The organism is Oceanimonas sp. AH20CE76 (assembly GCF_039654065.1).
Taxonomy (GTDB): Bacteria; Pseudomonadota; Gammaproteobacteria; order Enterobacterales; family Aeromonadaceae; genus Oceanimonas; species Oceanimonas smirnovii.
Map to the genome: position 1 here is coordinate 280,874 of NZ_CP155481.1, position 26,045 is coordinate 306,918.

Consider the following 26,045-nt stretch of genomic DNA (forward strand, 5'->3'; position numbering starts at 1 on the left):
GAAATAATGTCAAAGTGTGTCAGTGTGCGGCGCTGTGACACTTTGTTGCAAAAAACGGCCTGTCCGACACAGTTTGCTGACAATCTCCTGCTTTACTGAATAGCGTATTCATCAGTTCGGGAGAACATTATTATGAAAACTCGTCACACTGCTTTGTTACTTGCCGCCAGTTTACTGACCCTGCCCGCTTTGGCTGTGGCTGCTCATCATGGAGGCGAAGGCAGAGGCCCCATGGCTGAAGAATGCCACCATGGCCAGATGAAAGGTCACCACGGCAAGGGCCATGGCTATCATGGCAAGCGCCACCATGACGGCAAGGCCATGAGCCCGGCCCGCTTTGAGCAGCGACTCAAGGCCCGCATGGAAAAACTGGAAACGCCCGAGCTCAAGGCTCAGTTCATCAATACTCAGAAAGCCCGTCTGAATATGATGGAGCAAAAGCAGCAGCTGCACCGGCTGATGGCCGAGCAGCGGGCCGGCAATGAGACCAATGAAGAGCTGAAAACGGCCATGCTGGAAAAGATTGCTGCCGACAGTAAGCTGAAACAGCAAAAGCTGAAACTGATGCACGATGCTCTGAACACGCTGGAAAACTGATCAGGGGGTGACGTCTCTGTCGATGGGCTGCTGCAGTGAGATCAGCGTTTCGGTAGACTGAATTTCCTCAATGGGCTGCAGGCGGTGGATCAGTACCTGCTGCAGCTCGTCAATGGAGCGGGTCATGACCTTGATAAAAATATTGTAATGGCCCGTGGTGTAATAGGCTTCCACCACTTCCTCCAGCGCCTCCAGCTGCGCCAGCGCCCGCGGATAATCCCGGGCGCTTTTTAGTATGATGCCAATAAAGCAGCACACATCGTAACCCAGCTTCTTGCCGTTTACCTGTACGCGGGTGCCTTCAATAATGCCGGCCTGCTTCATTTTTTCTACCCGCACATGAATGGTGCCCGGGCTCACCTGAAAACGCTTGGCCAGCTCCGCATAGGGCGTGCGGGCATTGTCCATCAGTGCCCTCAGAATGGATTTGTCCAGATTGTCGATTCGATAATGTGCGTCGCCTTTTTCCATGTGCATTTATCAGATCCTTAAAAAAATGGCTTTGTATTAGTGAATTTAAGATCATAAAGGAGTTTTTGCTAGTGGTTGTTGAATTTGATGTTTTTTTCCATGATTATTCTTCAAAACCAATCAGCAAGCTCAGGTGAATGAGATGAAAAAAGCCTATATTGAACGTCAACGCCAAATCCGTTTTGTGAAAGAGTATTTCTCCGGCCAGCTGGCGCAGCAGCTCAATTTGCTGGAAGTTCAGGCTCCTATTCTCAGCCGTCTGGGCGATGGCATGCAGGACAACTTGTCCGGTGCCGAAAAAGCCGTACAGGTAAAAGTAAAGGCCATTCCCGGCGAGCGTTATGAAGTGGTGCACTCCCTGGCTAAATGGAAGCGTCATACGTTGGGACGTTTTGGCTTTGAGCCGGGTGAGGGCATTTATACGCACATGAAGGCACTGCGCCCTGATGAGGATCGCTTAAGCCCCATTCACTCCGTGTATGTGGATCAGTGGGACTGGGAGCAGGTGATCAGCGCCGAACAGCGCCACGAAGGTTATCTGGTACAGACCGTTGAGCGCATTTATGGTGCCATCAAACGCACCGAGCAGGCCGCTGCCGACGAGTTTGGTATTACCCCCTTTCTGCCTGAAAAAATTCATGTATTGCATGCGGAAGAGCTGCTGGCCCGTTATCCGGAGCTGGATGCCAAGGGCCGTGAGCGTGCCATTGCCAGGGAAATGGGTGCCGTCTTCCTGGTGGGTATCGGTGGCAAGCTGAGCCATGGCGACAGCCACGATATGCGCGCCCCTGACTATGACGACTGGTCTACTGAAAGCAAAACCGGTCTGGCCGGCCTCAACGGCGACATTCTGGTGTGGAACCCGGTACTGGAAGATGCTTTTGAGCTGTCTTCCATGGGCATTCGAGTAGATCAGGAAGCCCTGCGTCGTCAGCTGGCGCTGACCGGTAACGAAGACCGCGCCAGCCAGGAGTGGCATCAGGCACTGCTGGCCGGCGGCCTGCCCCAGACCATAGGTGGTGGCATCGGTCAGTCCCGTCTTGCCATGCTGCTGCTGCAACTCAGCCATATCGGCCAGGTACAGTGCGGTGTATGGCCGGCCGAGCTGAGCGCAACCGTAGACGATCTGCTGTAACATAACCGGGCACAGCAACCAAAAAGGGGGCACTGATACAGTGCCCCCTTTTGTTATTTAACACCAAACGGTCAGGTTGCCAGACAGGTCTTCAGCTGATTGTTTAAAAAGCTCATGACCTGATGGCGGGTGACCATGCCAATCACCTTTTTGCCTTCTACTACCGGATACAGCTTGGGTTTGGGCCCGCCCATGGTGCGGGCCAGTTCAAATACGTCGGTATCTGTGGTGACGCTGAGCGGATCCTGGCGCATCAGGTCAGATACCACGACCCGGTTATCGCAGTGATAGCTGGCACCCAGCAGTTTGGGAATGCAGTCCTGCTCCGACAGAAAACCAATCAGCTGTCGCTGGTTGTCGACCACCGGCAGCCCGCTCAGACCCGAGTCCAGCATGCGATCCAGTGCTTCCGACATCGACATGTCTGCGGTCAGCATGGGCACACTGTGCCGCATAATTTCACCCACTGTTGCCATGGTCATTCTCCCTTAAGTAACTGATATACCGATTGTGGCAGGCATTGCTCCGCTAAGCCAATCGGCGGTCCCGTTGTTATTGATAGCTAATACAGCAAGCCCGATATCAGCATAGTCCGAGGGCAAATACGTCATCCAGTACAATACCTGCTCAGCCTTTAGCGCTGATTTTGTTATTCTGGCCTGCTTATCACCAGCATTAAGGAGCAAGAAGCGAATGTCAAAAGCGGCCAGGGGATTTGCACCCCGTTCATTACTGCGCCTGGTTCTTATCGCTTTTATCCTGGTATTGCTGCCGCTTATTTTGCTGGTCATTCAGAACAGCCGCACCCTGGAACAGGTTAACCGGCTGGCGGAAGAGGGCATACAGAGTGCGGTTATCGACACGCGCCGCGCCTCGGACATGAATGATCTGGCGCTGGATATGGAAAGGGCCATTCGGCGCTATGCGGTGCTGGAAGTGCCGGATCTGCGGCTGCATTATCTGCGGCTGCTGGAGCGTTATCGTATTGAGATGGAAGCACTGCTGAAGGTGGTGGATGCCGGTGAGCTGGATGCGTCACTGCGGGACCAGCTGATAGAGCTGGTGGACCTGGCTCAGGCCAGCGGTGCCGACATTCGTGAACGGGTAGGCATTTTTGATCTGTTCAGTCAGGCCAATGTAGAGCTGGACCGGCTGGCCCGGGAGCAGATTGATGTGCGTATCAGCCGCATTCGCGAGCAGGTGGCGGAAGTGCGCCGGCGCATGTGGCTGCTGAGCGGTGGTCTGGGTGGTGCCAGCTTGGTGCTGGCGCTGCTGTTTACCTATCTGATTATTCGCCCGGTACGTCAGCTTGAAAAACGTATTCTGGGGCTGGGAGACGGCATGGCACCCGATGAGCGTCCCATCAGTGGTCCCGCCGAGCTGGTGGAGCTGGGCGAGCGGCTGCGCTGGCTGCATTACCGGCTGAGAGAGCTGGAAGCCCAGAAATTGCAGTTTTTACGGCATTTATCCCATGAGCTGAAAACCCCCCTGGCCAGTCTCAGGGAAGGGGCCGACTTGCTGGCGGAAAAAGTGACCGGCCCGCTGACTGCTGAGCAGGAGGAAATTTGTGAGCTGCTGGTAGATAACAGCTACCGGCTGCAGGGCCTGATTGAGCAGCTGCTGGACTATAACCGCATTCAGCAGGTGCAGGTCTATCATCAGCCGGTGGAACTGAAACCGCTGCTGGATGAAAGCCTGGATGCGCATCGCCTTGCCATCGAAAACAAGGGCATGACAGTACAGCTGGAGCTGGATGATGAGCAGCCTCTGGCCGATAATCACCGGCTGCGGCTGGTGCTGGAAAATCTGATTTCCAATGCAGTTAACTACGGCGATAAAAACGGCAATATTCACATTTATACCCGAGCCTGTGAGCAGGAGTATGTGCTCAGTGTGGCCAACACCGGTCAGTCCATTCCCGAGGCGGACAGAGAGCGTATTTTTGAGCCTTTTGTGCAGGGTAGTCAGGAGCGCAAAGGCGTGCTGAAGGGCTCTGGCATCGGGCTCAGTATTGCCCGTGAGTCGGCCATCAGTATGGGTGGCTGGCTGACACTGGATTCTACCAAAACCGGGTGGGTTCGATTTGAACTGGGTCTGCCCTTACATGAGAGCAAGGAACCAAACCATGACTAAATTTCTGGTCTCCGGCGTGCTGGCACTGTTCCTTACCGGCTGCAGCAGCACCGGACTTTTCTCCTTTGGAGAGGAACAGATGCCCAAGATGCTGGAAGGCAGCAGCCATGATGATTTGATGTATTGGCTGGAGTTGTCGCATACCATAGTGCAAAGTGCTGAAGCCGAGCGCCTGAATGAAATCAAGCAGCTGCAGCAGTCACCCGCCCAGGATGAACTGGTGCTGGCACTCTGGCTCAGTCACCCCAAGGCCAACCTGGCTCAGCGTCAGCAGGCGCAGCAGCTGTTTGCCAGGGCGCTGCCCGGCGTTAACACTCGCCTGCAGCAGTTTTTTGCCATTCATCAGAGCTACAATCGAGAGATGATTACCTTTAACCGGGTGATCACCGACCGCCAGCAGCAGATAAATGTACTCACCCAAAAACTGAATGAGCTGGCCACCATTGATGAGCAAATCAGTGAACGGCGTTATCAGGGAGGTGAACAATGACCCGCAAGGCCCGCATTCTGCTGGTGGATGATGATGCCAGCTTGCTGAAATTGCTGGGATTAAGGCTGCGCAGTGAAGGCTTTGAAGTTGCGACGGCCAACTCCGGTGCCGAAGCGCTGGAATGGCTGGAGCAACACAGGCCCGAACTGGTGCTCAGTGATTTGCGTATGGACGGCATGGACGGCCTGGCACTGTTTGATCGCATTCAGCACAAGCATGTGGGGCTGCCGGTGGTAATTATGACTGCCCATGGCTCCATTACCGATGCCGTGTCGGCTACTCGTTCCGGTGTGTTTGGCTTTCTCACCAAGCCAATTGATAAAGAAGCCCTGCGTCAGACCATTAACGAGGCGCTGGCGGTGTCTTTGCCGGCTTTTGAAGACGACTGGCAGCACGACATGCTGACCCGCAGCCCGGCCATGACCGGCGTGCTGGAGCAGGCCCGGCGCATTGCTCCGCTCGACATCAGCGTGCTGATCACAGGTCCGGCCGGTGCGGGTAAAGAGCTGATGGCGCGCACGCTGCACAAGGCCAGCCCGCGGCGGGATCACCCCTTTATGGTGCTGAACTGCGGCTCCCTGACCGAGCCTTTGCTGGAGTCGGAGCTGTTCGGCCATGTGCGCGGTGCTTTTGACGGGGCCGATGCCGACTACTCGGGGGCATTAATTAATGCCCATGGCGGCACCTTGCTGCTGGAAGAAGTGGATGAACTGCCGGTCCGGCTGCAGGCGCGGCTGCTGCGCGCTATGGAGCAGCAGGAAGTGCGCCCCAGGGGCAGTGAGCGCAGCATTACCACTGATGTGCGGGTGCTCTCGGCCACCAGTCGTGACATGGTGGATGCCATGGAGCAGGAGCGCTTTCGGGAGGATCTGTTCTACCGGCTGAACGTGGTGAATCTGGCACTGCCGGCGCTGAAAGAGCGTCCGGAAGACATTCCGCTGCTGGCCCGGCATTTTCTGGAGCAAATTCGCCAGCGCCAGACCACTCAGGTGACCGGCTTTGCCCCCGAGGCGCTGTCGTTACTGGCGGCGGCCCACTGGCCGGGCAACGTGCGCGAGCTGCGCAATCTGGTGGAGCAGGCGGTGGCCATGGCCTCGGCACCGGTGATCAGCGCTCAGCTGGTAGAAAGCATTCTGTCTGCCAGTGACGAGCAGTTTCCTACCTTTAATGAAGCTCGGGCCGAATTTGAGCGTATGTATCTTAACAAGATACTGCGCATGACCGACGGCAACGTCACTCAGGCAGCGGGCCTGGCCGGGCGCAACCGTACCGATTTTTACAAACTGCTCAGCCGCCATGGCATAGAAGCCGGTACCTTTAAGCGCAAGAGCAGCTGACGAAAGTTTTTTCCGCGTATCATGCTCTTTGTATACAAGTTTCGTCTGCAGGAGTATTCATGTTAATCAGGGTTCGCAAAAAGTCTGAGCTGAAAGAGCATCAGGTTACCCCGGAAGCCATCTATAAGCAGCGCCGTCGCATTGTACAGGGGCTGGGGCTGGGTGCAGCCGCGCTCAGTCTGCCCGCCGGTGCCAATGTGCTCAGCAACCTGCTGGGCAAAGACGAGCCGGCCGCCGTCAGTGATTTTGGCCGCAAGCCACTGGTGTTCAGCCAGCCTGATGCTTACCAGCCGGCGCTGACGCCCACCGCCGAACAGGTGGCCACCAGCTATAACAATTTTTTTGAATTCGGTACCGACAAATCGGATCCGGTGCGGTTCGCTCAAGGGCTCAAAACCGAGCCCTGGACCATTGAAATTGACGGCGAAGTAGAAAAGCCCCAGACCATAGATGTGTGGGCCTGGATGGAAAAACAACAGCTGGAAGAGCGCATTTATCGCCACCGCTGTGTAGAAGCCTGGTCCATGGTCATTCCCTGGCTGGGGGTGCCTCTGGCCAGCATTATCAAGGCGGCCAACCCTACTTCCAAAGCCAAATACGTGGCCTTTGAAACCCTGTACGACCCCGAGCAGATGCGCGGCCAGGCCTCCCGCTATGTGGGCGGCGGCATTGATTACCCCTATGTAGAAGGGCTGCGTATGGATGAAGCCATGCACCCGCTCAGCATGCTGGTGGTGGGTATGTATGGCAAAACCCTGCCTAATCAGAACGGTGCACCGGTGCGGCTGGTAGTACCCTGGAAATATGGCTTTAAAGGTATCAAGTCAATTGTGCGCATCAGCCTCACCGAGCACGAGCCACCCAGCACCTGGAACAAGCTGGCTTCTTACGAATATGGCTTTTATGCCAACGTAAATCCCGACGTGGATCATCCGCGCTGGAGCCAGGCCAGTGAGCGGGCCATTGGCGAAGGCGGCCTGTTTGGCAGCGAGCGCAAACCCACGTTAATGTTCAACGGCTATGAAGAAGAAGTGGCCTCACTGTATGCCGGCATGGATTTGAGGAAGTTCTACTGATGCGACTGGATGCCACTCGCCTGCGCCGGCTGCGGGTGCTGGTGCACGGGCTGGCGGTGTTGCCGCTGCTGTGGCTGCCTTGGGGCTTTTCTGCCGGTTATTTCAGTGCCGATCCGGTGCCCGAGCTGCTGCATTATCTGGGCATCTGGGCCCTGCGGCTGCTGCTGTTAACCCTGTGCATTGCGCCCCTGGCCAGGCGTTTTCGCCTTGGGGCTCTGGTGCGGTTGCGCCGGGCGGTGGGGCTGTGGGCCTTTGCCTATGCCAGTTTGCACCTGCTGGCCTGGATGCTGCTGGACCTGCAACTGGCCTGGGGCCTGATTGGAGAAGAAATTATCAAGCGCGGCTTTATTACCCTGGGCATGGCCGCCTGGCTGGTGTTGCTGCTGCAGGCCATTACCTCCACCCAAGGCTGGCAGCGCCGGCTGGGCAAACGCTGGCAAATTCTGCACAACTGGATTTATCCGGCAGTAATAGTGGTGTGCATCCACTTCTGGTGGTCGGTTAAATCCGGCTGGATAGAGCCCTTTATTTATTTGCTGGTAGGGCTCTTGTTGCTGTCGCTGCGGCGGGAACGGCTGACTCGGTTGTTTCGCTGATCCGGTGCTGCGTAAGTGCTTTTCCGTTACACTGGCGGCAATTTATATTTTGCCGCCATGGAGTAACCGATGGACGATCAACTGTGGGCTGTATGCTACCTCGATGAAGGCATTGCCTTGTCCGTTATCAGCCGCAAAGAAACCCGCTGCCAGTGGCTGGCCGGCGAGAACCAGGCCAGAGAATTTATTCTTACCGATTATCTGCACCATGTGGCCGAGCTGGGCGAGCTGGATTCGGATCAGCACCTTGCCGCCCGGGAGCGCTTTGAACTGCTGATGATGCAGTTTCCTGATCCTCAGGTGCTTACCGAATACCTCAACGATCTCACCACCGGCCTGACCCGCATTGTCTGGTTCGGGCCGCTCGCTGCGCTGGCCGAAGACTATTCCGACTTTGCCCTGGCCCTGCGTGCCCACTACTGGGACGAATATGGCGAAGACGACGAAGACCCGGTAACGCCGGTGCCCGAGGCCGACTGGCCCTATCTGGTAGAAGCCATGGACGACTTTTTGCTGAGCGAGGAATACTGAGTTGCTGGCAGCGTGCTGATCCGGGAGAAAGCGGGTGATTCTTTATATTGCTGAAAAGCCAAGCGTGGGCCGGGCAGTAGCCGATGTGCTGCCCAAGCCGCACCAGAAAGGCGACGGTTACATTAAAACCGCCAACGGTGATGTGGTGACCTGGTGCATTGGCCACCTGCTGGAGCAGGCCGAGCCGGAAGCATACGATCCTGACTTTAAAAAATGGCGGCGTGAGCACCTGCCCATTGTGCCCCAGGAATGGAAGCATGTGGTAAAGCCCGCCACCAAAAAGCAGTTTACTGTAGTAAAAAAGCTGATAAAAGACGCGGACGTGCTGGTAAATATGGGCGATCCGGATCGGGTGGGGCAAATTCTGGTTGATGAAATCATCAATTATTGCGGAGTGCCGAAAGCCAAGCGCGAAGCCGCTCAGCGTTGTCTGATCAGCGACATGAACCCCGATGCCATTAAGCGCGCGCTGAATAACCTGCGGCAAAATACCGACTTTATTCCTCTGGCCACCTCGGCCCTGGCCAGAGCCCGGGCCGACTGGCTTTATGGCATTAACATGACCCGTCTGTGCACTCTGCAGGGGCAGGCATCGGGCTATCAGGGGGTGCTCTCGGTGGGGCGGGTGCAAACACCGGTGCTGGGGCTGGTGGTAAACCGGGATCTGGAAATAGAAAACTTTGTTTCCAGGCCCTTCTATGAAGTGTTTATCGATCTCAAAACAGAAAAGGATCAGACTTACACTGCAAAGTGGAAGCCCAGCCCGGCCTGTGCGCCCTATATGGACGAAGACGGCCGGGTATTGTTAAAAAAGCTGGCCGAAACCGTGCTGACAAAAGTGGTGGGCCAGCCAGGCACAGTGATGGCCGTGACCGAAGAGCGTAAAAAACAGGCACCGCCTTTGCCTTATAACCTGTCTGCGCTGCAGATAGACGCCTCCAGACGGTTTAACCTGAACGCACAGAAAACCCTGGATATCTGCCAGCAGCTATATGAAAGGCACAAGCTCATTACCTACCCCCGTTCCGACTGCCGCTATTTGCCCCAGGGCCACTATCACGACAAACAGACAGTAACGGCGGCCATTGCCAGCACCTGCGCGGCGCTGGGCACTGCCGTAACGAATGCCGATCTTTCTGTTAAGTCAAAGGCCTGGAACGACAGCAAGGTAGGCGCGCACCATGCCATTATTCCCACCAGCCGACGCCTGGACGGCAGCCGCCTGTCGGCCGATGAACAAAAAATTTATGAGCTGGTGGCCCGGCAATATCTGATGCAGTTTTACCCGCATTTTCAGTATCAGGAAAAGCAGATTGATACTGAAGTTGGCGGCGGCACTTTTATCAGCAGGCAAAAAGAAGTGGTGGATAAAGGCTGGAAAGCGTTGTTGCCCGAGCGTAAATCCAGCAACGACGATGACGAATTTTCTGCGATAAAATTGCCCGATGTAGTCAAGGGAGAAGGGGTTTTGTGTGTGGATGGCCGGCTGGATGAAAAACAAACCTCACCGCCCCGGCACTTTACCGATGCCACCCTGCTCGCCGCCATGACCGGCATTGCCAGATATGTGTCTGATCCCGAGATTAAAAAAGTGCTCAGAGACACAGACGGCCTGGGCACGGAAGCCACCCGGGCCGGCATTATCGAGCTGCTGTTCAAGCGTGGCTTTCTCACCAAACACGGCAAGGAGATCCGCGCCACCGACGTAGGCCGCCGGCTTATTCAGTCGTTGCCGCAAGCCATGGTGCTGCCCGACATGACAGCACACTGGGAAGCGCAGCTGGAAGCCATTTCTGAAAAGCGCATGAACTATGGCCAGTTTATGCAGCCCATGCTGCAAGGCCTTGGCACTCTTATTCAGCAAGTGGAGCAAATCCGGTTTGACGGATTGAAAGGGCTGGGCAAAGCTCCGCGCAAATTCCGGCCACGCAAAAAAGCCAGAACCAGGTAAAGCCGACCACGGATGGCGCACAGCGCTGCACTTTGGTTAACCCTTGCGGCGTCTTGGGGTACACTGCAGCGGCATTTTTTCAGGATTTTACACCATGCCGAGCAACGCCCATTCCCTTTTGCCCTTTAATACCTTTGGCCTGGCCCAGAGCGCCAATAACATAGTGACGCTGCACCACAGAGAGCAGCTGGCGGAGCTGGCCGAGCATGCCGGTCCGCGGCTGATGGTGGGCGAGGGCTCCAACCTGCTGTTTACCGCGCCTTTTGAGGGGCAGGTGGTGGTAAACCGGCTCAAGGGCATTCACGTCAGCGATGCCGGTGATGCCTGGCGGCTGACGGTGCAGGGCGGGGAAAACTGGCACCAGCTGGTGTGCTATTGCCTGGAGCACCATATGCCCGGGCTGGAAAACCTGGCGCTGATCCCCGGCACTGTGGGGGCGGCCCCCATTCAGAATATTGGTGCCTATGGCGTTGAGCTGTCCCGCTTTTGTGAGCAAGTAGAAAGTTACCACTGGCACAGCGGCGAGACGCACCTCTGGTCTGCACAAGACTGCGCTTTTGGCTACCGCGACAGCGTGTTCAAGCATGCTGCCAAAGGGCAGCTGATTGTCTCGGTCACGCTGTTGCTGCCCAAGGTCTGGCAGCCGGTGCTGGGTTATGGTCCGCTGGTGCAGCTGGGTGAGCAGGCCACGGCACAGCAAATTTTTGAGCAAGTATGTGCCACCCGCCGGGCCAAGCTGCCCAACCCCGCCGAGCTTGGCAATGCCGGCAGCTTTTTTAAAAACCCCAAGGTTATTCCGGCCCAGGCCGAGGCGCTGAAGCTGGCCTGGCCCGAGCTGCCGGTGTATCCGGCCGAAAACGGGCTGGTCAAGCTGGCTGCCGGCTGGCTTATCGACAAGGCGGGGCTGAAGGGCACTGCGGTGGGTGGCGCGGCTGTACATGAGCAGCAGGCGCTGGTGCTGGTGAACCGTGGCGGGGCCAGCAGTGAGGATATTTTGCGGCTTGCCGCTTTGGTGCGAGACAGAGTGGCTCAGCAGTTTGGTGTGCAGCTGGAGCCTGAAGTGCGCATGATTGGCCCTCATGGTGAAACCCATCTGGACGAGGCGCTGTCATGGCTGAACTGACGCCACTACGTGAGGCGCTGTTGCGCCACCTGGCTGATGGCCAGTTTCATTCCGGCGAACAGCTGGGCGACGCCCTGAGCATCAGCCGGGCGGCGGTCAGCAAGCATGTGCAGGCACTTAAAAGCCTGGGGCTGGATATTTACAGCGTGAGCGGCAAGGGCTACCGGCTGGCAGTGCCGCTGCAACTGCTGGACGCGGGCCGGCTCAGCCGGGAGCTGGCACCGGCACGGGTAGAGGTGGTGCCGGTCATCGGCTCCACCAACCAATATTGGCTGGAGCAGACAGAGCAGCTGAACAAGGGCGATCTCTGTTTGGCAGAATGTCAGACCTCGGGCCGTGGCCGCCGAGGCCGCAGCTGGATCTCGCCCTTTGGTGGTCAGCTGGTCATGAGCATGTACTGGCGGCTGGAGCAGGGCATGGCGGCTGCCATGGGGCTGAGTCTGGTGGTAGGCATTGCGGTGGTGGAAGCGCTTGAACGCGCCGGCTTTGGCGGTGTGGCACTGAAATGGCCCAACGATCTGTATCTTAATGGCCGCAAGCTGGCGGGCATATTGGTGGAAATGTCCGGCACCGCCGGTGGTCCCTGTCATCTGGTGATTGGCATGGGGCTGAATATGGTGCTGCCCCAGAGTGAGCAGGACAAAATTACCCAGCCCTGGGCCGAGCTGGCGGAGCTGGGTGACATTACCGATCGCAACGGCCTGGTGGTTGCGCTGGCCACGGCCTGGCAGCAGGCGCTGGTGCACTTTGAGCAGGAAGGCATTGCCGGCTTTCGCGAGCGCTGGAACCGGCTGGATTATTTTAACGGCAAGCCGGTGCGGGTGCTGATGGGCGAGCAGCAGGTGCACGGCACCGCTCGGGGCATAGATGAACAGGGCGCTCTGCTGCTGGAGCTGGAAAACGGTGACATCAAACGCTATCTGGGCGGAGAAATTTCCCTGCGCGGCTAGCCAATCAGCGACCAGTGGTTATCCCATTGCCAGGGAGAGTAGAAGCGGGTTTCCTCGCCCTGCGCATTGAGGTGGCTGATGCCGCCCATGCCACTGCCCAGCCAGATGTTGCCGTTACTGGCCGAGGCACCCGAGGCATCGGGCAGGGGTGCAATGCGAATCAGCTCACCGCTGTGTCTGTGCCACAGGCCATAGCAGTTGCCCGGGGGTGAGGTGGCGGCAATATGGTCATTGGTCACCGCAATACTGGCGATGTAGTGATTGAAGCGGGCCCAGTCCAGGGGCTCGCCACCCAGCGGCTGCAGTGCCTGGCCCCGGCGGTGGCGCACTATCAGCGGCGGATAATCGTCGGGGTTGCCGCGATACTGCTGGCCGGTAAAGACTTCGCCGTCGTGAGTAACCGCCAGATGGCGAATGGACAGGTGTTTATCCACCAGACTGCGTTGCTCCAGAATATCGCCATTGGCAGCCTTCAGATAACACAGGCTGGGATGCATGGTGTCCAGGTTTAATGGTTCCCGGCCCTGCGTGTGCACGCCGCCCACGCCCACCACCAGGTTGCCGTCGGGCAACAAGCAGATTTCATGAGGGCCCAGACCAAAGCCCGAGAACTCATCCACCTTGGTCAGCCGTTCTTCCTCAAGCTCATAAACACCGATAATGCCTTCACTGGTGCTGCGTACCCCTTCGGTGGTGTACAGCAGCCGGCCGTCAGCGCTGAACACGCCGTGGCCGTAATAGTGGCGCTCGGGATCGGCATCGCGCAGCTGCAGCAGTGTGCCCTGTTCATGGTTAAACAGCGCCAGGTAAGCCCCGGGGCGGCGGGCATGGCACACCGCCAGCGGCAGAAACGGATGTGCCGCCATGCCATGGCCCCGGGCCGGCAGTGGCAGCTCATAGCGCAGGCTGCCATCCAGGTTCAGCGCCTGCACCACATAACGGTTGCCGTCCCGGCGGCCGCCGCCCACCAGATAGCGGCGCGGACCAGCGGGCAGGGCACAGCCCGCCAGTCCCAGACTGCACAGTACGCCGGCGGCAGACAGCCCCTTTAAAAATTGCCGGCGCTGCATCAGTCACCGTCCGTGGCATTAAAGCCAAGGCTGATCCCCAGTGCCTCGGGCAGGCGCAGTTTGAGCTTGCTGCCCAGGCGATCAAAGGAGAGCTTAAAGCGCAGCAGGGCGGCGTAGTTATCGCCTTGCAGCCAGTGGGCCAGGCTGTCGCCTTCGGGCAGGTGAGCCAGAGTATCGGCAAAGGCGTCGTCCAGCTCGGCGATCAGCGCGGTTTGCCGGCTTTGCTCAAGGTAAGTGCGAATGCCACCCTGCTGATATTCCCGCTGCAGGCTTTGCAGGCTGGTGCGCATAAAGTGCAGCGACTGCTCGCTGCGCCAGGCTTCGGCAAACAGCGGGCGGGGGTGCTCAACCGTGTTCAGAGGCAGATCCAGCTTTTTCTCGATGCGATCAAAACGATGGGCGAGCTGGCCGAGTATTTGGACCAGCACCACCTTGTCGCCGCCCTGAACCGTCATCTGCTCCAGTTGCTGCTGGTAATGAGACGGATTGTTCCAGGCCAGCTGCAGCCGTTCGCTGTTTGCTACCAGCTGGTCGTTCACTCTGGGCAGCAGGCGGCAGCGCTGTGCCTGAGTGAGATCTTCATAGAGCAGGTATTCCACCGCCCCAAGAGTAATGCTGGCCCCCTTGAGCTGGCCGGGCTGGTTCAGCTGGCTGGCCAGCTGGCGGCCCGTGGTGTCTTTTTTATCGGGCCACAGCTGAAAGGCGTAACTCAGGCCGGCGGCATCCAGCGGGCCGCCGCTCTGGCCCTGATGGGCGGTCCAGGCGGCAAAGGCCTGCTGCCATTGTTGCTGTACGGCACTCAGCGTCTGCTCACCGGCGCAATAGGCCTGGCTGCTTTGCTGCAGCCGGGTCAGGCCATAAGCCAGCTCGTCGGCCTGCTGGCGCATCAGCTTAAGGTGGGCTCCGGTGAGTTGCGACAGGGCCGGATTGGCCGGCGGCTGGCTCTGGCAGGCGGCCAGCAGGCTCAGGGCGGCAAGGGGTAACAGGCGCAGCATCATAATGACTCCAGAAAGGCGATAAGTTGTTCACGTTCTTCGGCGCTGGCGGCCAGTACCCGGTTGCGGGCCGCCTCGGCCTCGCCGCCGTGCCAGAGCACGGCTTCCAGCGGAGTGCGGGCGCGGCCGTCGTGCAGATAGCGGGCGGGCTCACCGGCCACTTCATCGGCATAGCCAAGGCCCCACAGCGGCGGTGTGCGCCACTCCCGGCCACTGGCGGCAAACTCGGGGCGGTTATCGGCCAGATCTTCCCCCATGTCGTGCAGCAGCAAATCCGTGTAGGGATAAATGGTCTGTCCGCTCAGCGCCGGGCTTTCATGCTCACCGGTGGTGTAAGACGGCGTATGGCAGCCGGCACAGCCCAGTGCCAGAAACAGCTGCTCGCCGGCCTGCACCTGCGGATCGTCCAGGTTGCGCCGGGCGGGCACGGCCAGATGCTGGCTGTAGAAGGTGACCGAATCGAGAATATCGTCACTGACTTCGGGCTTGCCGCCGTCGGGGTATTGCCCGCAGTTTTGCGCGGCGGTGCAGTCATCGGCTGGCACCAGGTGGGAAGTCAGTCCCATATCACCGGCAAAGGCATGAGCATTTTGCTGGCGCAGGCTAGGCTGACCGGCCTTCCAGCCAAAGCGGCCTACCACTGTTGTGTTGGCGGCATTGTCCCACACTCGGTTGGCGTGGCCGCGAATGCCGTCGTTGTTTGCATCGTGAATATCTTCCCGGGCCAGCAGACTGGCTTCGGGAATGGCTTCCAGCAGGCCGAGGCCAATCATGGGCGGCGCAATACGGGCCGAGGTGAGTAGCTCATTGCCGGGTTCGCCGTAGCCCGGGTTTTTTATGGTCAGGTGCGGGCGGCGCAGCGCCAGGGTGCTGCCATCGTTAAAATGCACGATTTCGGGCGTGTAATGAATGCTTACCTTGCCTTCGGGCACGGCGCCGGGAATGGCCATGTCCTGCAGCTGGCCGCCATAGACCGGGTGGGGCACCACCCCAAGGGTTTGCAGATAGGCTATGTGCTGCTCGCTGTCATTGGCGGGAACAGACAGCCGCACCAGCATGCTCACCGCATTGTCACCGTCAAAGGTGGGCGGGTGGCCGCGGCCGTCTTTAACGTGGCAGCTCTGGCAGGCGTTGGTGTTGAACAAGGGGCCCAGGCCGTCGCGGGCATCTGTGGTGGCCGGGGCGGCAACCCAGGGATTGCGAAAGAAACTGTTGCCCACGGAAAAGTCGAGGCGTTTGTCAAAGCTCAGGTTGGAGGCGGGCATGGAAAAGGCGTTGGCACCGGTTTTGGTGGTGCTGGTGTCGCCGCCGGGTTTGGCAGGGTTGGCCTGAATGCTCAGGCTGCAGAGGGTGCCAAGCAGTAATGCGGTGAGTCGAAATAACATAAAGACTCCAGAGTAAAAGGGCCGTGCATTGCCGGCCCTGTTGTTATTGTTGTTAGCGCACTCAGAATTCGTGATCGGCGGTATCCGGGTTCAGGTTGTTGATGCCAAGGGTGTTGGCGGCCAGTTCAATGGCACGGGTCTGCTCCACCAGCGCGCTGATGGCGTTTTCCACCAGCTGGTTGCCTTGCGGGTTATCGGAGGCGATCAGCTGATCAAAGTGCACCTTGTTCACCTCGGCGGATTGTACCAGCTGATATACCGCCTGCTCACTGGTGCGGAACTGATCGCCGATTTGGGTGGCGGCCTGGCCATCCTGCTGGGCCACCAGCTGCAGCAGAGACGGGCCCTGCAGTGTGCTGCCGTCAATGCGCTGATATTCCCCGAACATCAGGTTGCTGATGCCTTTCTCGTTGTAGTAGTGAGAGTGGTGAGTGTTGTCGGAGAAGCAGTCGTGCTCGTCTTCCACCGAGTTGGCCACCAGCGCCACCTTCATGCGTTCACCGGCCAGCTCACCCAAAGACAGGGAGCCCATGCCGAACAGCATGCGGCGCAGGCCTTCTTCCGCCGGCAGGGCGGTCAGCTCGGCGCGGTAGTTATCCTGGTCTGGCTGCCACTGGCCGGCCATGTATTGCAGATCCTGAATAAGCAGAGTGCTTGCCGCCTGCAGGTAGTCGCGGCGGCGGTCACAGTTGCCGTGGGTGCAGTTTTCACCCAGAGCATAGTCGGTCCAGGGGCGTTCACCGGCACCGGCGTTGGTACCGTTCAGATCCTGACCCCACAGCAGAAATTCAATGGCATGATAGCCGGAGGCCACGTTGGCTTCAGAGCCGGCCAGCTCATTCAGGCTGGCCAGCAGCTCGGGGGTGATCTCGGATACGTTCAGCAGCTCACCGCCCACCTGCAGCTGGGTGTTGGCAATAATGTTGGCGGTGGCACCCGGGTTGCCCAGTTCGTGCTGATAGCCGGGGGCGACATAGTCGATCAGGCCTTCATCCAGCGGCCAGGCGTTCAGCTGGCCTTCCCAGTCGTCCACAATGGGGTTGCCGAAGCGGAATACTTCCGACTGCTGATAGGGCACCCGGGCAGCCAGCCAAGCGGTGCGGGCGGCATTCAGGCTTTGTTCACTGGGGTTGGCCAGCAGCTCGGCAATGGCCTTGTCCAGATCCTGCGCGGCGATTAAGGCGTCGCTGTAAACGGCATGAGCGATATCAGCGTAATGCTCTACAACCTGACCCTGGGTAACGGCGGGTGTGCTGGTCTGGGCACAGGCGCTCAGCAGGCCGCCAATGGCGGCAGCAAGGGCAAGCTTGCGTAATTGCATCTGTTTATCCTTATGAGGTTGCGAATTATTTGTATTGACAGGGGATTTTAACGGCAGCTCATGCAGAAAAACAATGAATAATTGGCTGACTATTCCGCGATTGGCGCGCAGGCAGCGTTAAGCAGACGTGCGATTTCTGCGGCGGAAATACCCACCGACAGCCCCCGCTTACCGCCGGATACCAGCACGGTATCGTGCTCTTGTGCCGAGGCATCAAGCACAGTGACCAGGCGCTTTTTCTGGGCAAAGGGGCTGATGCCGCCCACTTTAAAACCGGTCAGCCGTTCGGCTTTTTGCGGTGGCATCATCTCCAGCTTTTTCACACCGGCCGCCTTGGCCAGTCGCTTCAGGTTCACCTTGCCCGACGAGGGCACCAGCGCCACCACGGCACCCTGTTCTCCTTCCGTCAGCAGGGTTTTGAACACGCGTTCCAGCGGCACCCCCAGCTGTTCAGCGGCGTGCGCGCCAAAGTCATCCTGCGCCGTGCAGTCATACTGGTGCAGGGTAAAGGCGGCCTTTTGTTTTTCCAGAAACACAATGGCGGGGGTCATGGGGTCAGTCCGGTGGCTTTAAAAGAAAGGAAAATTATGCAGATAAAAACAGCGGTAAGCTATAAGCCGGAAAAAAATAGGGCTGGGGGCTGGGGGCTGGGGACTGTAGGCCCGAATTTATTCGGACAAATGCGTTCACATGCTACATCGTTGCCCCGTTGAAACGGGGCCTGCAAAAATTGCAGGCACGATTCCGTGCCTGCCACCACCGCCGGGTCGCTTCCAGCTTTTAGCTTCCCGCTTCCAGCTGTGGTTTAGCCGGTGTTACGCATACCTGCGGCAATACCCGCTATGGTCACCATCAGCGCCTGATCCAGCACGGGGTGAATGTCACCCTGCTCCCGGGAGCGCTTGAGCAGCTCGGCCTGCAGCACGTTGAGCGGATCCGTGTAGGGGTTACGCAGCTTGATCGATTCCTGAATCCAGGGTTCGCTGGCCAGCAGCTCGGATTTTTCTTTTAGCTTCAGCACCAGCTCGGTGCTGGCGCGCAGCTCGTCCCGCAGTGTTTTGCCCAGGGCTTTCAGCTCGTCGGGCACCAGCACGCTGTCGTAGTAGGCAGCCAGGCCGAGATCGGCCTTGAGGAACACCATTTCCAGCATGTCGAGGCGGGCGCGGAAAAAGGGCCAGCCCTGATTCATGGCATGCAGGGTGGCTTCGTGGCCGTCTGCCATGACCTTTTCCAGTCCCTTGTGGGCACCCAGCCAGGCAGGCAACATCAGCCGGTTCTGGGTCCAGGCAAAAATCCAGGGAATGGCACGCAGGCTTTCTACACCGCCGTTGGGCTTGCGTTTGGCCGGACGGGAGCCCAGCGGCAGTTTGCCCAGCTCCAGCTCGGGAGTGGCGGCACGAAAGTAGGGCACAAAGTCAGGCTCACCGCGAATAAGTGAACGGTAATGAGCACAGGACACCTCCGCCATTGTGTTCATCAGCTTGCGCCACTCGGGCTTTGGCTCCGGCGGCGGCAGCAGGTTGGCTTCCAGCACGGCGCTGGCATAGAGCGTCAGGCTGTCGATGGCCACTTGCGGCAGACCGAATTTAAAGCGGATCATTTCGCCCTGCTCGGTAACCCGCAAACCGCCAATGGTGGAGCCCGGCGGCTGAGCCAGAATGGCTTGACGGGCAGGACCGCCGCCCCGCCCCAGGCTGCCGCCGCGACCGTGGAACAAAGTGAGGGTGACCTTTTCCCGTTCGCTGATGGCCACCAGTTTCTCCATGGCGCTGTACTGGGCCCAGCCTGCGGCCAGCATGCCGGCATCTTTGGCGGAGTCGGAATAGCCAATCATGACGTACTGGCGGCCCTGCATATAGCCGCGATACCAGGGCTGCTGATACAGCCGTTCAATCACGGCGGCACCCTGGTTCAGATCATCCAGGGTTTCAAACAGCGGCGCTATGGGCATGGCAAAATCCACGCCGCACTCTTTCAGCAAAAGCTGTACCGCCAGCACATCTGACGGCTCACCGGCCATGGAAATGATGTAAATACCAAAGGCATCCTGTGGATGGCGGGAAATGACCCGGCAGGTATCCAGGGTTTCCTGAGTGTCGGCCGAGGGCTGCCACTGACGGGGCAGCAGCGGGCGGCGGGAGTTGAGTTCATTGAGCAAAAACGCCTGCTTGTCGGCTTCGCTCCATTCACCATAGTCACCCAGACCCAGATAGCGGGTAAGCTCCGCCAGTGCCTGAGCGTGGCGTTCACCGTCCTGACGAATATCCAGCTTGAGCAGATGAATGCCAAAACAGGCAACCTTGCGAATTACATCGAGCAGCAGACCGTCGGCAATCTTGCCCAGACCGCATTGCTGCAGCGAGTGGTAACACAGTTCCAGCGGCTGGCGCAGCTGTTCGGTTTGGGTGATCAAGTCACGGGCATCGGTCTTCTGGCCCTGAACTCTTGCATTGAGGTGCAGCAGGGTTTCGCGCAAGTCTTCCCGCAGCTGGCGCAGCACCGCCCGGTAGGGTTCGTCGCTGTCACCGCTGGCGGCGCGCAGCTCGGTGCTGGCATCCGACATTGACAGCTCGGAGACCAGCTCCTGAATGTCATTGAGGAACAGCGAGCTGGCCATCCAGCGTCCCAGCAGCAGCACTTCTTCAGTGACCCTTGCGGTAACAAAAGGGTTGCCGTCCCGGTCGCCGCCCATCCAGGAGGTAAAGCGTACCGGTGCCGCATTCAGCGGCAGGCGTTCACCCAGCTCGCGCTCCATGCGCTGATCCAGCTGGCGCAAAAAGCGGGGCAGGGCAGGCCAGAGGCTGTTTTCAATCACCGCAAAGCCCCACTTGGCTTCATCTACCGGTGTTGGCCGCTGCGAGCGGATTTCATTACTGTGCCAGGCCTGAGTGATCAGCTGGTCGATACGGGCCAGCAGCTCGGTTTTTTCATCTTCCGGCAGATCCAGCTCCATGGCGGCCAGACAGTCATTGAGCTGTACATGTTTGTGAATAAAAGTGCGGCGGGTCACTTCCGTGGGATGAGCTGTCAGCACCAGATCAATATCCAGATTGGCCACGGCATCGCGAATATCCGCCTGGCTGACATTGGCACCTTTCAGGCGGGCAAATACCTCGTCCAGGGGGTTGGGGCCGGCATCTTTCCGGTAACCCCGGGAAATGGTGTGAAATTGCTCGGCCACGTTGGCCAGGTTAAGAAACTGGCTGAAGGCGCGGGCCACGGGCAGCAGCTCGTCATCACTCAGTTGCTTCAGGGTCGTCAGCAGCCGCTGCTGATCGTTATCGTTGCCCTGACGCGCCGACTTGGCCAGCTGGCGAATGGTTTCTATTTTGTCGAGGAAGGCCTGTCCGTGATGATCCCGAATGGCATCGCCCAGCAACTGCCCCAGCAGACCCACATTGGCCCTGAGTGCCGCATGATTATCCATATTCGCCTCTTTTGTTGATTTATTACAAAATAGTCACGTTTCCTCGTTTAATTCAGCCAGCTTTCCTTAATCTGGTCAATCCTTCGACCTGTTTGACTTCACACTTTGTAATTTAATTACTTAAACAAAAGCGGTTCACCAGTCGCTGCAGTACCTCTACCGTGGGTTTAACGAAGGAGAGATCCAGATATTCATCTGGCTGGTGCGCCTGAGCAATATGTCCCGGACCCAGCACTATGGTCTGACAACCCAGCTGATTGATAAAGGGGGCTTCGGTGCAGTAGTTCACCGCCTCGGCGGCGTTGCCGGTAATGTCGGCGGCGGCCCGCACCAGCTCGGCGTCGGGATCGGTGCCGTAGGGCGGAATGGGCTCATGCAGATGAGTCAGCTCCAGCGCATCAGGGTATTGCTCTTTGAGCGGGGCCAGGGCGTGATGCAGCAGACCCAGCAGCTCATCCGGGCCCACACCGGGAATGGGGCGCATATCAAAGTGCAGCTCGCAACAGGCGCAGATGCGGTTGGGGCTGTCGCCGCCGTTAATATGACCCAGATTCAGCGTGGGCTGGGGCACCTTGAAGTGGGGGTTGGCATAGTTTTCTTTCAGCTGGCGCTGCAGATCAATCAGCCGGCCCATGACCTGCTGCATAATTTCCAGCGCGTTCACACCATTGGCGGGATCCGAGCTGTGGCCGCTCTTGCCGGTAACCCGAATGGCTTCCGACATGTGACCTTTGTGCATCATCACCGGCACCAGCCCGGTGGGCTCGCCGATGACTGCGTAGTCGGGTTTGATGGCCATGGCGCTGGCAATGGCGCGGGCACCGGCCATGGTGGTTTCTTCATCGGCAGTGGCCAGAATGCGAATGGGTTTGTTGAGCTTGCTCAGATCCAGATCCTTCAGCGCTTCCACAATAAAGGCAAAGAAGCCTTTCATGTCGATGGTGCCCAGACCATAGATACGGTCGCCTTCTTCGGTGAGTTTGAACGGATCCTTGTTCCAGCGGCCCGGATCAAAGGGCACGGTATCGGTGTGCCCGGCCAGCAGCAGGCCGCCATCGCCTTCGCCTTTGGTGGCCAGCAGATTGAATTTGCCGGGCAGATCGGGCAGTTCGGTCACTTCCACGTCAAAGCCCAGCTGGCTGAACCAGTCGGCCAGCAGACGAATGACCTGCTCGTTGCTCTGGTCCCAGCTGCTTTCGGTGCTGCTGATGGAAGGCAGTGCAATAATGTTGCGGTACATGTCCATAAAGTTAAGGGATGACATGGATCCTCCGTTGAAATCAGTCAAATTTAAATTCAATACGATTGCATAAATATGTCTTTGTTGCTAGTCTGCCACTCTGTCATTTTAGTGAACCGGCGGCATTTACCTCAGGGTGACACAGCCCCCGCAAACACGCCAGGCTGATGCCTGCTTATTGATACCAAGCTGAACGAGATTACGGACGAGACCATGTTGAAAGCTGCAATCATAGGTGCCAGTGGTTACACCGGTGCCGAGCTGGCCGGACTGATCCACGGCCATCCCCATCTGGAACTGGCCGGACTCTATGTGTCCGAGGGCAGCCAGGATGCCCACAAGCCGTTTGCCAGCCTGCACCCCCGCTGGCGTGGCGTGATTGATGCGCCGCTGCTGCCGCTGGATGACGAAGCCCTCAGCCGTATTCACACTCAGGCCGATCTGGTGCTGCTGGCTACCGCCCATGAAGTAAGCCACGATCTGGCACCGGGTTTTCTGGCCAAGGGCCTGCCGGTATTTGATCTGTCCGGTGTTTTTCGCGTACCCGGTGAAGGCTTTTATGACAAATTCTACGGCTTTGCTCACCAGCATGCCGATTGGCTGAATGATGCTGCCTACGGCCTGGCAGAATGGAACCAGGACGCTATCAAGGCAGCCAGCCTGATTGCCGTGCCCGGTTGTTATCCTACTGCGTCACTGAGCGCACTCAAGCCGCTGCAGCAGGCCGGCCTGATTGCCGAGGGTAACCGCCCCATTATCAGCGCCGTGTCCGGCGTGAGTGGTGCCGGCCGCAAGGCAAGCATGGCCAACAGCTTTTGTGAAGTGAGCTACAAGCCCTACGGCGTGTTTACGCACCGCCATCAGCCCGAGATCAGCCATCACCTGGGCAATCAGGTGGTGTTTCAGCCGCATCTGGGTAACTTTATTCGTGGCATTCTGGCCACCATTTATGTGCAGCTGAAAGAGGGCGTGACCGATGAGCAGATTGCCGCTGCTTATCATCAGGCCTACAACGGTCAGAAAATTGTGCGGCTGGCAGGCCAGTGGCCCCAGATTAACGATGTGGCCGGCACGCCGTTCTGCGATTTACACTGGGGCCGGGACGGCGACCAGCTGATTGTGGTTTCTGCCATCGACAACCTGCTGAAGGGGGCCGCCAGTCAGGCCATTCAGTGCATTAATATCCATCAGGGATTCTCGCCGGTGGCGGGGCTGGTCAAGGAGTAACAACGCATGTCTGAACAACAACCGCTGGTGGTGAAGCTGGGTGGCACTCTGCTGGAAAGCGAACAGGCACTGAACGCGCTGTTCTCCACGCTCAAGGCCTTTATTGATGATTCGGGCCGTCCGTTGCTGCTGGTGCACGGTGGCGGTGTGCTGGTAGATAACCAGCTCAAGGCCATGGGTCTGACCTCCACCAAGAAAAACGGCCTGCGGGTCACGCCGTTCGAGCAGATTCCGGTAATCGCCGGTGCCCTGGCCGGCACTGCCAACAAGCTGCTGCTGGCTCAGGCCATTGCTCATGAGATTCCTTCCGTGGGCCTGTGCCTGGGTGACGGTGGTCTGTGCCGGGTCAGCCAGCTGGATCCTGAGCTGGGGGCGGTAGGCCAGATTGAAGGCGGCGATGCTGCCCTGGTGAGCTCATTGCTGGCAGGTGGCTTTCTGCCCATTGTCAGCTCTATCGGCATCACCTTTGACGGCAAGCTGATGAACGTGAACGCCGATCAGGCTGCCACCGCCATTGCCGAAATTCTTGATGCGGATCTGGTAATGCTGTCGGATGTGAGCGGCATTCTGGACGGTGAAGGCCAGCTGATCGCTCACCTGAGCGAGGCCGACGCTCAGCAGCTGATGGAACAAAACGTAATTAAAGATGGCATGGCCGTAAAGGTAAAGGCGGCGCTCAAGGCCACCAAAACCCTGGGCAAGCCGGTGGCCGTGGGCAGCTGGCGTCATCCGGAGCAGCTGTTGTCGCTGCTGGCCGGTGAGTCCGGCTACGGTACCCGTATTTCTCATTAAGGACGACTCATGCAGCATTTACTGAGCCTGAAAGACTACAGCAAAGAGCAAATCGAGCAGATCCTCACGCTGGCCAAAGACGTTAAGGCCAATCCGGCCAACTATGCCGATGCCCTCAAGGGCAAAAGTGTGGTCACCCTGTTTGAAAAGCCATCACTGCGTACTCGGGTGACCTTTGATATTGGCGTGAACAAGCTGGGCGGCCATCCGGTTTATCTGGACAGCCAGAACGGTGCCATGGGCACCCGGGAAACCGTGCAGGATTTTGCCGCCAACCTGTCGCGCTGGTGCGATGCCATTGTGGCCCGGGTCTATGACCATCAGACGCTGGTGGAAATGACCGAGCACGCCACCGTGCCGGTGATCAATTCCCTGTGCAACCTCTATCATCCGTGCCAGGCGCTGGCAGATTTTCTGACCATCTCCGAGCATTTTGATGATTTGAGCAAGGTGCATCTGGCTTATGTGGGTGACGGCAACAACGTGACCCACTCGCTGCTGCTGTGTGGTGCCATTCTGGGTGCTACCGTCACTGCAGTGAGCCCTCGCGGTCATAACGTGGACGCGCAAATTCTGAAGGAAGCTGAGGCCCTGGCGGCCGTCAGTGGTGCCACCATTCGCGTGACCGACAGCCTGGATGATATTGAAGGTGTGGATGTGATCTATACAGACACCTGGGTTTCCATGGGTGATAATACCCCGCTGGAGCAGGTGAAGGAGATTTACATGCCTTACCAGATCAATCAGGCCCTGCTCGACAAAACCGGAGCCACCAAGGTGCTGCACTGCCAGCCCGCCCACAGGGAGTGGGAAATTACTTCCGAGGTCATGGACGGTCCTGCCTCCCTGATCCTCGACCAAGCTGAAAACCGCATGCACGCTCAGAACGCCGTGCTGCTGACATTGATGAAGGGATAATTGTTAATGAGCCAATTCAAAAAGATCGTACTGGCCTATTCCGGCGGCCTGGATACCTCTGCCATCATTCCGTGGCTGAAGGAAAACTACGAAGGCTGTGAAGTGGTAGCCTTTGTGGCCGATGTGGGCCAGGGCGCGGAAGATCTGGAAGGCGTGGAAGAAAAAGCCATCGCTTCCGGTGCGTCAAAGTGCATTGTGGCGGATCTGAAAGACGAATTCGTACGCGACTATGTCTATCCCACCCTGACCACCGGCGCCATCTATGAAGGTACCTATCTGCTGGGTACGTCCATGGCCCGTCCGGTGATCGCCAAGGCCATGGTGGAAGTGGCCCTGGCCGAAGGTGCCGATGCCATCTCTCACGGTTGTACCGGCAAGGGCAACGATCAGGTACGCTTTGAAGGTGCCGTGGCCGCACTGGCCCCGCAACTGGCGGTAATCGCCCCGTGGCGGATCTGGGATATGCGCAGCCGTGAAGATCTGCTCGACTACCTGGCCAAGCGTAATATCAAGACCACCGCCAGCGCCACCAAGATCTACTCCCGTGACGCCAACGCCTGGCACATCTCCACCGAAGGTGGTGAGCTGGAAAGCACCTGGAACGAGCCGTCCGAACAGGCCTGGACCTGGACCGTGTCGCCCGAGCAGGCGCCCGACAAGGCCGAGCTGGTTTCTCTGACCGTTGAAAAAGGCCACATAGTGGCAGTAGACGGCAAGACCATGTCTCCTTATGAAGTGCTGACGCATCTGAACGAGCGTGCCGCCAAGCACGGCGTGGGCCGGGTAGACATAGTAGAAAACCGTCTGGTGGGCATGAAGTCCCGTGGTTGCTATGAAACTCCCGGTGGCACCGTCATGATGGCTGCCCTGCGCGCCATTGAAGAGCTGGTGCTGGACAAGCCGACCCGCGCCTGGCGCGAAAAGGTGGGTGCCGAGTTCTCCCATCTGGTGTACGACGGTCGCTGGTTCACTCAGCTGTGCAAGGGTCTGCTGGCTTCTGCCACCGCCATTGCCGAAGACGTGACCGGTGAAGTGGTACTGAAGATGTACAAGGGCCAGGTGACTGCCATCAAGAAACAGTCGCCCAACAGCCTGTACTCGGAAGAGTTCGCCACTTTTGGCGAAGACGAGGTGTACGACCAGAGCCACGCCGAAGGCTTTATCCGTCTTTACTCTCTGGCCAGCCGCATCAAGGCGCTGAAAGACCAGCAGAAGTAAACACCGAAAAAAGGGGGCTTCGGCCCCCTTTTTATCGAGCTGTAAGCTATAAGCTGTCAGCT

At 58.4% G+C, this 26,045-nt stretch carries 24 protein-coding genes; 15 read left to right on the forward strand and 9 right to left on the reverse strand.

Features of this window, described 5'->3' with window-relative positions; all coding sequences use genetic code 11:
• Positions 1–132: 132 nt before the first annotated feature.
• Positions 133–597 carry a hypothetical protein gene (locus N2M06_RS01420; RefSeq protein ID WP_317074599.1) on the forward strand — a complete coding sequence of 155 codons (465 nt, stop codon included), beginning with the start codon at positions 133–135 and terminating at the stop codon, positions 595–597.
• On the opposite strand, the gene asnC is transcribed toward N2M06_RS01420, so the two are convergent.
• Positions 598–1,074 carry a transcriptional regulator AsnC gene (gene asnC, locus N2M06_RS01425; protein WP_019935829.1) on the reverse strand — a complete coding sequence of 159 codons (477 nt, stop codon included), beginning with the start codon at positions 1,072–1,074 and terminating at the stop codon, positions 598–600.
• Between the two features lie 136 nt (positions 1,075–1,210).
• On the opposite strand from asnC, the gene asnA reads away from it, so the two are divergent.
• Positions 1,211–2,203 carry an aspartate--ammonia ligase gene (gene asnA, locus N2M06_RS01430; RefSeq protein WP_019935830.1) on the forward strand — a complete coding sequence of 331 codons (993 nt, stop codon included), beginning with the start codon at positions 1,211–1,213 and terminating at the stop codon, positions 2,201–2,203.
• Positions 2,204–2,274: 71 nt separating this feature from the next.
• Here the strand turns inward: asnA and N2M06_RS01435 are convergent, their stop codons facing one another.
• Complete coding sequence (locus N2M06_RS01435) at positions 2,275–2,679, reverse strand: CBS domain-containing protein (RefSeq protein ID WP_019935831.1); 405 nt, start codon at positions 2,677–2,679, stop codon at positions 2,275–2,277.
• 217 nt (positions 2,680–2,896) lie between these two features.
• Here N2M06_RS01435 and N2M06_RS01440 point away from each other — a divergent pair, with 217 nt between their 5' ends.
• From N2M06_RS01440 to birA, 9 genes are all read left to right on the forward strand, one after another.
• Positions 2,897–4,336: a HAMP domain-containing sensor histidine kinase gene (locus N2M06_RS01440; RefSeq protein ID WP_346351385.1), complete on the forward strand. Its 1,440-nt coding sequence runs from the start codon at positions 2,897–2,899 to the stop codon at positions 4,334–4,336.
• On the forward strand, positions 4,329–4,826 hold the full coding sequence (locus N2M06_RS01445) for a hypothetical protein (RefSeq protein WP_019935833.1): 498 nt from the start codon (positions 4,329–4,331) through the stop codon (positions 4,824–4,826). The genes N2M06_RS01440 and N2M06_RS01445 overlap by 8 nt, the downstream gene beginning before the upstream one ends.
• Complete coding sequence (locus N2M06_RS01450; RefSeq protein WP_346351386.1) at positions 4,823–6,163, forward strand: sigma 54-interacting transcriptional regulator; 1,341 nt, start codon at positions 4,823–4,825, stop codon at positions 6,161–6,163. Before N2M06_RS01445 ends, N2M06_RS01450 begins: the two co-directional genes overlap by 4 nt.
• 59 nt (positions 6,164–6,222) lie before the next feature.
• Positions 6,223–7,239, forward strand: coding sequence for a protein-methionine-sulfoxide reductase catalytic subunit MsrP (msrP, locus tag N2M06_RS01455; protein WP_346351387.1), 1,017 nt, complete (start codon positions 6,223–6,225; stop codon positions 7,237–7,239).
• Positions 7,239–7,835, forward strand: coding sequence for a protein-methionine-sulfoxide reductase heme-binding subunit MsrQ (locus tag N2M06_RS01460; protein WP_346351388.1), 597 nt, complete (start codon positions 7,239–7,241; stop codon positions 7,833–7,835). Before msrP ends, N2M06_RS01460 begins: the two co-directional genes overlap by 1 nt.
• 69 nt (positions 7,836–7,904) lie before the next feature.
• Positions 7,905–8,366 carry a hypothetical protein gene (locus N2M06_RS01465; protein WP_346351389.1) on the forward strand — a complete coding sequence of 154 codons (462 nt, stop codon included), beginning with the start codon at positions 7,905–7,907 and terminating at the stop codon, positions 8,364–8,366.
• Between the two features lie 34 nt (positions 8,367–8,400).
• On the forward strand, positions 8,401–10,317 hold the full coding sequence (locus N2M06_RS01470) for a DNA topoisomerase III (RefSeq protein WP_346351390.1): 1,917 nt from the start codon (positions 8,401–8,403) through the stop codon (positions 10,315–10,317).
• A gap of 94 nt (positions 10,318–10,411) precedes the next feature.
• Positions 10,412–11,440 (forward strand): UDP-N-acetylmuramate dehydrogenase, encoded by a 1,029-nt coding sequence (gene murB / locus N2M06_RS01475; RefSeq protein WP_346351391.1) that lies wholly within the window; start codon positions 10,412–10,414, stop codon positions 11,438–11,440.
• Positions 11,428–12,390: a bifunctional biotin--[acetyl-CoA-carboxylase] ligase/biotin operon repressor BirA gene (birA, locus tag N2M06_RS01480; protein WP_346351392.1), complete on the forward strand. Its 963-nt coding sequence runs from the start codon at positions 11,428–11,430 to the stop codon at positions 12,388–12,390. Before murB ends, birA begins: the two co-directional genes overlap by 13 nt.
• Here birA and N2M06_RS01485 read toward each other — a convergent pair.
• The 7 genes from N2M06_RS01485 to argE form a co-directional block, all read right to left on the reverse strand.
• A complete protein-coding gene (locus tag N2M06_RS01485) occupies positions 12,387–13,460 on the reverse strand; it encodes a DUF1513 domain-containing protein (RefSeq protein ID WP_346351393.1) in 1,074 nt (357 codons plus the stop codon). The genes birA and N2M06_RS01485 overlap by 4 nt on opposite strands.
• On the reverse strand, positions 13,460–14,458 hold the full coding sequence (locus tag N2M06_RS01490; RefSeq protein WP_317074617.1) for an imelysin family protein: 999 nt from the start codon (positions 14,456–14,458) through the stop codon (positions 13,460–13,462). Before N2M06_RS01490 ends, N2M06_RS01485 begins: the two co-directional genes overlap by 1 nt.
• Positions 14,455–15,840 carry a di-heme oxidoredictase family protein gene (locus N2M06_RS01495; RefSeq protein ID WP_346351394.1) on the reverse strand — a complete coding sequence of 462 codons (1,386 nt, stop codon included), beginning with the start codon at positions 15,838–15,840 and terminating at the stop codon, positions 14,455–14,457. Before N2M06_RS01495 ends, N2M06_RS01490 begins: the two co-directional genes overlap by 4 nt.
• A gap of 61 nt (positions 15,841–15,901) precedes the next feature.
• A complete protein-coding gene (locus tag N2M06_RS01500; protein WP_346351395.1) occupies positions 15,902–17,161 on the reverse strand; it encodes an imelysin family protein in 1,260 nt (419 codons plus the stop codon).
• A gap of 89 nt (positions 17,162–17,250) precedes the next feature.
• The gene (gene ybaK, locus N2M06_RS01505; RefSeq protein ID WP_346351396.1) at positions 17,251–17,712 is read right to left on the reverse strand and encodes a Cys-tRNA(Pro) deacylase; all 462 of its coding nucleotides are present in this window, start codon (positions 17,710–17,712) and stop codon (positions 17,251–17,253) included.
• A gap of 254 nt (positions 17,713–17,966) precedes the next feature.
• Complete coding sequence (gene ppc, locus N2M06_RS01510) at positions 17,967–20,588, reverse strand: phosphoenolpyruvate carboxylase (protein ID WP_346351397.1); 2,622 nt, start codon at positions 20,586–20,588, stop codon at positions 17,967–17,969.
• Between the two features lie 112 nt (positions 20,589–20,700).
• Positions 20,701–21,852: an acetylornithine deacetylase gene (argE, locus tag N2M06_RS01515; protein ID WP_019935847.1), complete on the reverse strand. Its 1,152-nt coding sequence runs from the start codon at positions 21,850–21,852 to the stop codon at positions 20,701–20,703.
• A 189-nt stretch (positions 21,853–22,041) separates the two neighbouring features.
• Between argE and argC the strand changes: the two genes are divergently transcribed.
• From argC to N2M06_RS01535, 4 genes are read left to right on the forward strand one after another with little or no spacing between them, the layout of a single operon-like run.
• Positions 22,042–23,055 (forward strand): N-acetyl-gamma-glutamyl-phosphate reductase, encoded by a 1,014-nt coding sequence (gene argC / locus N2M06_RS01520; protein ID WP_346351398.1) that lies wholly within the window; start codon positions 22,042–22,044, stop codon positions 23,053–23,055.
• 6 nt (positions 23,056–23,061) lie between these two features.
• Positions 23,062–23,847 carry an acetylglutamate kinase gene (gene argB, locus N2M06_RS01525; protein WP_019935849.1) on the forward strand — a complete coding sequence of 262 codons (786 nt, stop codon included), beginning with the start codon at positions 23,062–23,064 and terminating at the stop codon, positions 23,845–23,847.
• A 9-nt stretch (positions 23,848–23,856) separates the two neighbouring features.
• Positions 23,857–24,765, forward strand: a complete 909-nt coding sequence (locus N2M06_RS01530; protein WP_019935850.1) for an ornithine carbamoyltransferase — start codon at positions 23,857–23,859, stop codon at positions 24,763–24,765.
• Positions 24,766–24,771: 6 nt separating this feature from the next.
• The gene (locus N2M06_RS01535) at positions 24,772–25,983 is read left to right on the forward strand and encodes an argininosuccinate synthase (protein ID WP_019935851.1); all 1,212 of its coding nucleotides are present in this window, start codon (positions 24,772–24,774) and stop codon (positions 25,981–25,983) included.
• The last annotated feature ends 62 nt before the right edge of the window (positions 25,984–26,045 follow it).